At 76.3% G+C, this 8,288-nt stretch carries 6 protein-coding genes; 3 read left to right on the top strand and 3 right to left on the bottom strand.

Going from position 1 to position 8,288, the window contains the following annotated elements; translation table 11 throughout:
- Window positions 1-79: 79 nt before the first annotated feature.
- Window positions 80-1,879 (bottom strand): beta-galactosidase family protein, encoded by a 1,800-nt coding sequence (locus tag ACFXAM_RS09210; protein WP_380289046.1) that lies wholly within the window; start codon window positions 1,877-1,879, stop codon window positions 80-82.
- A gap of 262 nt (window positions 1,880-2,141) precedes the next feature.
- On the opposite strand from ACFXAM_RS09210, the gene ACFXAM_RS09205 reads away from it, so the two are divergent.
- The 3 genes from ACFXAM_RS09205 (at window position 2,142) to ACFXAM_RS09195 (ending at window position 4,985) form a co-directional block, all read left to right on the top strand.
- Complete coding sequence (locus ACFXAM_RS09205; RefSeq protein WP_380289044.1) at window positions 2,142-3,242, top strand: substrate-binding domain-containing protein; 1,101 nt, start codon at window positions 2,142-2,144, stop codon at window positions 3,240-3,242.
- Between the two features lie 92 nt (window positions 3,243-3,334).
- Window positions 3,335-3,646: an ArsR/SmtB family transcription factor gene (locus ACFXAM_RS09200; protein ID WP_380289042.1), complete on the top strand. Its 312-nt coding sequence runs from the start codon at window positions 3,335-3,337 to the stop codon at window positions 3,644-3,646.
- 136 nt (window positions 3,647-3,782) lie between these two features.
- Window positions 3,783-4,985 carry an MFS transporter gene (locus tag ACFXAM_RS09195; RefSeq protein WP_380289040.1) on the top strand — a complete coding sequence of 401 codons (1,203 nt, stop codon included), beginning with the start codon at window positions 3,783-3,785 and terminating at the stop codon, window positions 4,983-4,985.
- A gap of 81 nt (window positions 4,986-5,066) precedes the next feature.
- Here the strand turns inward: ACFXAM_RS09195 and ACFXAM_RS09190 are convergent, their stop codons facing one another.
- Both ACFXAM_RS09190 and ACFXAM_RS09185 read right to left on the bottom strand, forming a co-directional pair.
- Window positions 5,067-5,849 (bottom strand): sugar phosphate isomerase/epimerase family protein, encoded by a 783-nt coding sequence (locus ACFXAM_RS09190; RefSeq protein ID WP_380289038.1) that lies wholly within the window; start codon window positions 5,847-5,849, stop codon window positions 5,067-5,069.
- Between the two features lie 471 nt (window positions 5,850-6,320).
- Window positions 6,321-8,252: a DUF2264 domain-containing protein gene (locus ACFXAM_RS09185; protein WP_380289036.1), complete on the bottom strand. Its 1,932-nt coding sequence runs from the start codon at window positions 8,250-8,252 to the stop codon at window positions 6,321-6,323.
- Window positions 8,253-8,288: the final 36 nt, after the last annotated feature.

Genomic DNA, 8,288 nt, shown 5'->3' with positions numbered 1-8,288 from the left:
CCGCGGCGCGGCGCGTGCCCGCGGGGCGGCGCGTGCCCGCGGGGCGGCGCGTGCCCGCGGGGCGGGCCGGTCCGGGAGGTCAGGAGCCGTACCGCTCCTCGGGGACGACGGGGCCGAGGTCGGGGCCCGCCACCAGTTCGACGCGGTCGCCCGGGCGGTGGAGTTCGAGGATCAGCAGCTCGTTGGCGCCGGCCCGCCAGAGCGGCGCCGGGGCGTAGAGGGTGCGCTGCGGGCCGATCTCCCAGTAGCGGCCGAGCGCGAAGCCGTTGAGCCAGACCATGCCCTTGGTGAATCCGGGCAGGGCGAGGAAGCCGTCGGCGGGGGCGTCGACGGTCAGTTCGGCCCGGTGGAAGGCGGGCCCGTCGGCGGTGGAGGGCTCGCCGAGGGCGAGGGCCGTCGGGTCGTCGAGGGGCAGCGGGCGCACCTCCCAGCCGAACTGGTACTGCCGGTCGACGCGGACGCCGCCGGTGATGCCCTTGGGGTCGTGCAGCAGCGGGCCGTAGTTGATCCGGCCCTGGTTCTCGACGAGCAGCTCCAGCACGGCGCCGCCCTCGGGGACCCGCAGCGGCAGGGCCTGCGCGGGGTGGTCGCGGTCGAGGACGCCGAGGGGCTCGCCGTCGAGGAAGACCTGCGCGCGGTCGGCCAGGCCGTCCACCCGCAGGTCGCCGTGGGCGAGCGGGCCGCGCAGCCGGGTGCGGTAGTGGATGAGGCCGAGGTTCTGGCCGAGTTCCTCCATCGGGCGGGGCTCGGGGAGGTGGTGCACGGTGGAGAGTTCGGCGAGGGCGCCGCCGGCGCCGAGCAGCGGCCGGCTCGCGGTGACGGGGGCGGTGCGGGGGGCGAGGCGGGCGGGCAGCGGCGGCAGCGGGTGCGGGTTGGGACCGAGGTGGCGTTCGATCACCTCGCGGAAGAGGTGGAACTTCTCGGTGAGCTCACCGGCCTCGCCGACCGGGGCGTCGTAGTCGTAGCTGGTGACGTCCGGCTGGTAGGTGGTGCCGTCGTGGTTGGCGCCGTTCCACCAGCCGAAGTTGGTGCCGCCGTGGCCCATGTAGAGGTTGACCGAGGCGCCGGCGGCGAGCTGGGCGTCGAGCACCGCGGCGGCGTCCGCGGCGTCGCGCACGTGGTGCGGGGTGCCCCAGTGGTCGAACCAGCCGCACCAGTACTCCATGGTGACCAGCGGGCCGACCGGCTGGTGGCGGCGCAGGCAGGCGAGGGACTCCTCCGGGCGGGACCCGAAGGTCCCGGTGGTGAGGAGCCCGGGCACCCGGCCGCCGAGCTGGAAGCCGTCCTCGGCGCCGTCGGCGGTGAAGAGCAGGACGTCGACGCCCCGGGAGACCAGGGCGTCCCTGAGGTGTTCGAGGTAGGCGGTGTCGTTGCCGTAGCTGCCGTACTCGTTCTCCACGGCGACGGCGACCACCGGGCCGCCGTGGGAGGAGAGCAGCGGGAGCAGCACCGGCACCAGGTGGTCGAACCAGGCGTCCACGGCGGCGAGGAAGGGCGGGTCCAGGCGGCGCAGCCGCATCGCGGGGTCGGCGAGCAGCCAGCCGGGCAGGCCGCCGAACTCCCACTCGGCACAGATGTACGGGCCCGGGCGGACGATGACGTCGAGTCCGAGGTCGCCGGCCGCGCGCACGAAGGCGGCGAGGTCGCGGTCGCCGGTGAAGTCGGCCCGGTCGGGCGTGGGCTGGTGGAAGTTCCAGGCGACGTAGGTCTCGACGGTGTTGACGCCCATGGCACGCAGCCGGGTGAGGCGGTCGGTCCACTGTTCGGGGCGGATGCGGAAGTAGTGGACGGCGGCGGAGACGATCCGGTGCGGACGTCCGCCGCGCAGGAAGGTGTCGCCGTCGGTGGTGAGGGCGGGGTGGGGGGCCTGGTCGGCCATCGGGTCCTCCGCGGGAGGGGAGCGGGAGCGAGGGGGCGTGGGGACCTCGGTGGGTCCGGGCGCACGGCTGCGCGGGTGACTGCGGGCGGATCGGCGGCAGCCACCGGTGTCACCCTAGGAGTTCGGTGATCGCACGGTCAATCGATCGACAGTCCTGGGTATTATTGATCAATTTTCGATCGAACGATACTCTTCGATCGGAAAATCATCAGCTGACCGCTTCCGGACGACGCTTCGGCGGGCACGACATGGGGAGGCCACGATGGCCATTTCGGGGGAAGAGCGCCGCAGACTGATCGTGTCGGCCGTCGGCGAGCTCGGCGGGCGGGTCCGCCTCACGGAGCTGGCCGGACGACTGGGCATCCCGGCCGTGACGGTCCGCCGCGACATCGCCGCGCTCGCCGACGCCGGCCGGCTCTCCCGTTCCCACGGCTTCGTCTCCCTGGAGCGCCCGGACGCCACCGGGGCACCGGCCGCCCCGGGCCCCGGCGAGGGCCGCGCCCTCGGCCTGCTGGTGCCCTCGGTCGGCTCCTACTTCGACGAGGTGATCGCCGGGGCCCGGGCCGCCGCCACCGCCGCCGGGGCCCGGCTGGTCCTCGGCATCGCCCCGTACGGCGCGGGCGGCGACCGGCTGCAGGCCGAACGCCTGCTGGAGTCCGGCGCCGAGGGCCTGCTGCTGGCCCCGGGCCTGCTCCCCGGCCGCGCCACCGAGGACGACGCCTGGCTGGACACCCTGCCGGTGCCCGCCGTGCTGGTGGAACGCCGCTCCCCCACCCCGGACGGCCCCGGGTCCGGGCTGGACACCGTGACCTCCGACCACCGCCACGGGGTGCTGAGCGCGCTGCGCCACCTGGCCGGGCTCGGCCACGGGAGCGTGCTGCTGGCCGCCCGGGGCGACTCCTGGACGGCCGCCGAGGTGCGGGCCGGCTACCGCGAGGGCACCCGGCTGCTCGGACTGCCCGCCCTGCCGGCCTTGGACACCCTCGGGCCCGGCAGCGTACCGGCCGACCCCGAGGTGCTGGTGGCGCGGATCGCCGAGGCCGTGCGCTCCGGGACGCGGGCGGTGCTCGTCCACAACGACCAGGACGCGCTGCGACTGCCGCCGCTGCTGCGCGCGCACGGTCTGACGGTGCCCGCGGACGTGGCGCTGGTCGCCTACGACGACGTCTTCGCCGCACTCGCCGCGCCCCCGCTGACCGCCGTGGCCCCGCCCAAGCGCGCGGTCGGCGGGGCGGCGGTCGACATGCTGCTGCGCCGGCTGGCGGTCGGCGACGAGCTCCCGGTGCACCGCACGTCCCTGCTCCCGGTCCTGCACGTGCGCGCCTCCTGCGGCGCCGAGCTGACGACGCCGCGGGCCGGGTAGGGCCGCGTCGGGTCGGGTCGGGTTGACGAATTTCTTCGTATCGAGAATATTGGATGCGTTCCCGGAGGTCCGGCTCGCGAGAGGAGTGCACGGTGGATCCGCTGGCCGTTCACAAGGCGCTCGCCAACCCCGCGCGGGCCGAGTTCCTGCACTGGCTGAAGCATCCCGAGCGGTACTTCGACGAGGAGTACTACCTGGAGCGCGGCGTCGGCTTCCACATCGGCGTGTGCGTGACGGACATCCGGGAGCGTTCCGGGCTGGCGCAGTCGGTGGTGTCCGGCTACCTGCAGATCCTGCGGGACGCCGGGCTGCTGGTGTCGGAGCGGATCGGCAAGTGGACCTTCTACCGGCGCGACGAGGCGACCATCGCCGCCTTCGCGGCGTACGTGCGCGACCAGCTCTGAGCTTCGTTCCGGTCCGCCGCCGGGGAGGGGTGTGCCCTTTTCCGCGGCGAAATTCATCTAACTATCTAGATTTGTAGCTCGGAGTTGCGGGGCGGCGGAGCCGTTCCCGTGGACGGCCGGGCGGTGGAAGGCAGTCATGGGAAAGACCGGTCCTGTCGTCCTGACCCTCTCGCTGGGGGTGTTCGGGATCATCACCACGGAGATGGGCGTCGTCGGCGTCCTGCCCAGGATCTCCGAGGAGCTCGGGGTGGCGCCGTCCACGGCCGGGTGGCTCGTCGGCGTCTTCGCGCTCGTGGTCGCCGTCGCGGGCCCGTTCGCGACGCTGCTGGCCTCCGGCGTGCGGCGCAGGACCGTCCTCGCGTCGGCGCTCGCGGTGTTCGCCGCGTCCAACGCCGTGTACGCGCTCACCGACCGCTTCTCGGTGATGCTCGTCTTCCGCATCGTGCCGGCGGTCTTCCACCCGGTGTTCTTCGCGGTCGCGCTCACCGCCGCCACCCGGCTCGTCCCGCCCGAGCGCGCCACCCGGGCCGTCACCACCGTGTTCGCGGGGGTGACGCTCGGCTTCGCCTTCGGGGTGCCGATCACCTCCTACCTCGCCGAACACCTCTCCCTGGCCGCCGCGTTCTGGTTCGGCGCGGGCGCCAACCTGCTCGCCCTGCTCGGGGTCCTGGCCCTGTTCCCGACCATGCCGGCCGAGCGGCGGCTCTCCTACGGCCGCCAGCTGGGCGTCCTGCGGCGCTCCCGGACCTGGCTGGCGCTGACGGCCGTGGTGTTCGTCTTCGCCGCGATGTTCTCGGTCTACGGCTACTTCGCCGAGTACCTGGAGCGCGTCACCCGGCTGGGCGGGTCGACGATCGGCGGGCTGCTGATGGCCTTCGGGATCGTGATGGTCCTCGGCAACCTGCTCTTCGGCCGGCTGCTGGAGCGCACCCCGGTCCGGACGGTGACCGCCTTCCCCGTCCTCTACGTCCTGGTCTACGCGCTGGTCCGGGCGGTCGGGCCGTGGCCCGCGCCGATGGTCCTCGTGGTGCTGCTCTGGGGGGCGGTGCACTCGGGAGGGCTCGTGGTGAGCCAGACCTGGCTGGCCCGCGACACCCGGGACGCGCCGGAGTTCGGCAACAGCCTGTTCATCTCCTTCTCCAACCTGGGCATCACCGTCGGCAGCGCGGTCGGCGGCCTGGTGGTGGCGACCGCCGGGACGCGGCAGCTGCCGTGGGCCGGCGCGGCGTTCGCGCTGGCGGCGCTGGCGGCCGTGCTGGTGCGGCGCCGGGTGGGGCCCGAGCCCGCCGGGGTGACGGCGGCGGAGCCGGCGGAGCTGCGGCCCGCCGTGTCGTCCTGACGCAGCCGGGAAACGCGGGGCCCGCCCGTCGAAGCGGCGCCCCGCGACCGGGAACAACGGCCGCGCGGCGCCCCGCCCGCCTCAACCCGGCAGCAGGGCGGACAGGTGCCGCGCCCCCGGCCCCAGCTGCGGGGCGAGAGGCGCGGCACCCGGATGCCAGGGGGCCTCGTACTCCCAGGCCACCCAGGCCCCGTGCGGCAGCAGGCGCAGGCAGTCGGTGATCGGCAGGATGCCCGCGCCGAGCGGCAGCGGGGTGAGGTCGTCCGCCGAGGCGACGTCCTTGACCTGCACGTATCCCAGGTGGGGGCCGAGCGCCCGGTGGGTCTGCTCGGGGGTCTCGCCGGCCAGCCAGGTGTGCAGCAGGTCCCAGAGCGCGCCGACCGCCGGGTGGTCCACCCGGCGCAGCAGGGGCGCCAGCGCGGCGCCGGCCCGGTGGGAGTCGTGGGTCTCCACCAGGATCCGCACGCCGAGGGCCGCCGCCTGCGGGGCCGCCGCGCGCAGCCTGCGGACCGCGCGCCGGTCGGCCTCGGCCGCCGGGCCGGGGCCGCCGTGGGGGAAGACCCGCAGGTGGCGGCAGCCGAGGTCGGCGGCCAGCCGCAGATGGGCGGTCAGCGCGGCGAGCACCGGTGCGTCCGGGCCGGGGACGGCGACGCCGACGTAGGAGGCGAGGGTCAGCGGGAGCAGGCCCGCGCGGGACAGCAGCCGGGCGGTGTGCCGGCGCTCGTCCGCGTCCAGGCCGAGGCGGACCGGCTGGTCGTCGGCGCAGCGCAGTTCGAGGCCGTGCCAGCCGTGCTCGGCGGCGAGGGCCGCGGCACGGTCGAGCGGCACGTCGGGCAGACCGAGGGTGGCGAGGGCGAGAGGCACGGCGGTTCAGTCCTGTTCAGCGGGGCGGACGGCGGCCACGCCCGCCCCCGGCCGCTCCTGCGGACGCACGGCAACGGCGAGGGCGCACGGGCGGGCGGCAGCCCGGGCGGGCCACGGATGGAGCTGGGCACCGGCGGAACGGACGGTCAGCACGGCGGCCCCGCCCTCCTCCGCAGGGTGGCCCGTCAGCACGACGACCGCCCCGATCCCGCTCGTCAGCCCGGGCCCGCGCGGGTGAGGGCGTCGACGAGGACGGGCAGGTGGGCGGCGGCACGGACGCGTGGCGGTCCGGGCGGGGCCGAGGGGCACGGTGGCCCCGCCCTCCTCCGCAGGGTGGTCCGTCAGCACGACGACCGCCCCGATCCCGCTCGTCAGCCCGGGCCTGCGCGGGTGAGGGCGTCGACGAGGACGGGCAGGTGGCCGGCGGCACGAGCGCGTGGTGGTCCGGGCGGGGCCGAGGGGCACGGCGGTTCAGTCCTCTTCGGCGGCGAGGACGGTGACCTCGCCCGGCGCCAGCCGGATCCGCAGAGCCGGGGCGCCGGCGGGCCGGACGGTCAGCAGGACGGCCGTCGGATCCCCGTCGTCGGTCCGGGCCTCCAGGGTGAGGGCGTCCGCGAGGGCGGACGGGTGCCCGGCGGCGGTGAGCCGGGCGGCGCAGGCGAACAGGGCGGGGCCGGTGGCGGGCAGGTCGCCGGTGAGCCGGGGCAGCGCCGCCTCGGGACCGAAGGCGGTGCCGCCGGGGACCGGTGCGCTGTCGGCGGCGGTGAAGCCGTGCAGGGCGTGCAGTTCGGAGACGAGCCGCCCGTCGGCCCGGACGCCTGCCGCGAGGTGCCGCTCGGTGCGGGTGCCCGCGACGGCCCAGCCGGTCTGGGTGACCGGGGTGCCGGCCGGCCCGCCCGTGACCAGGTGGGCGCGGAGCTCCTCGGCGCCGTGCGCGAGGGTGAGCGAGGTGACGGTGACGCCGGGCACCTCGCGGCCGCCGACCCGCGGGTGCCAGCGGGAGGCGGCCCAGCCGGGGCCGGTGCCGAGCGGGTGGACGCGGCCGCGTTCGGTGGGTCCGTCGCCGGTCAGCAGGGCGAGGTGGTTGTCGGCTGGGCCCTCGAAGGACGGCCCGGTGGCGGTGGAGTGGGCGAGCCGCGCGTACTGCGGGTCGTCGGGGCCCACGGCGTCCGCGGGCTGGTCGTCGCTGCCGTGGTTGTGCAGCCGGACGAGGCCGTCGGCGGCGGTGGACTGCACCAGCCAGCCGGGCCCGGGCAGGGCGAGCACGGTGTCGCGCTCCTCGGCGGGGGCCGGGCCCTCGGGCGCGGTCCACACCGGGTGGCCGGGCGGGAGCAGCAGGCCGAGGAAGGCGCTGCCGGCCCAGTACGGGGAGGCGGGGCCGGAGTAGACCTGGACGAGCCGCAGGTCGGGTCCGTGCCAGCCGAGGGTGAGCAGGCCCCGGTCGTCGACGGCGCCGCGGTCCAGGAAGTGGCGCAGGGCGCCGGAGGCGAGTCGGCGGGTGGTGCCGGGGGCGAGCGGGGTGTGGCCGGTGAGGGCCCCGGCCCAGAGCGGGGCGGTGGCGGCGAAGCGGTAGGTGAGCGAGCGGCCCTGGTGGACGGGCGCGCCGTCGGCGCCGAAGGTGTGGGCGTAGCCGGCCAGGTGGGCGGCGAGGCGTTCGCCGTACTCGGCCCGCAGGGCCCGGTCGTCGGCGAGGTGGGCGTGCAGGACGGGGTAGAGGTGCAGGGCCCAGCCGTTGTAGTGGTCGAAGGCGCGGGGGCGGCCGTCGGTGTACCAGCCGTCGCCGAGGTACCAGCGGTCGATGTGCTCCAGCCCGCGGCGGACCGCCGCGCGGGCCTCGGGTTCGGCGATGCCGGCCTCGGCGAGGAAGCCGCCGACGGACAGCGGGAAGAGCCACCAGTTGTTGTCGTTGGGCACCCGGTGCAGGGCGTCGGTGAGCCAGCGGCCGACCCGGTCGCGTACGGGTCCGGGCAGCCGGTCCCAGAGCCAGGGGCGGGTCAGGCGCAGGGCGAAGGCGATGGAGGCGGCCTCGACCATGGCCTGGCCGCGGTCGGTGATCAGCGGCCAGGACTCGCGGTCGCCGTCGGCGAGGTCGCGCTCGGCGGTGGGGGTGCGGGTGCCCGCGTCGAGTCCGGCGGCGTAGTGCGCCAGCAGGCCGTGCGGGTCGGCGCCGCCCGCGCCGGCCACCCGCAGGGCGGCGGGCAGGAAGGTGCGGGCGAAGCCCTCCAGGCCGTCGGAGCGGCGCCCGGAGCGGCTGGGGCGGGGGCCGGGCAGGTCGATCAGCGCGCCGCCGGGGCTCGCGTGGGGGCGCACCGCGGTCAGCAGGGCGTCGGCGACCGCCTCCCAGTGCTCCCTGGTCCAGCCGGTGTGCGGGCTGAGGTCGCGGTCCTCCGGGGGCAGGCGCATGAGGTCCTCCGTGATGGGGTGGTCAGCCGGAATCTA

The sequence above is a fragment of the Kitasatospora sp. NPDC059462 genome (assembly GCF_042749955.1).
In the GTDB taxonomy this organism is placed as follows: domain Bacteria; phylum Actinomycetota; class Actinomycetes; order Streptomycetales; family Streptomycetaceae; genus Kitasatospora.
Note: the sequence above shows the minus strand (reverse complement) of the source record. Positions and strands in the feature narration are given on the sequence as shown.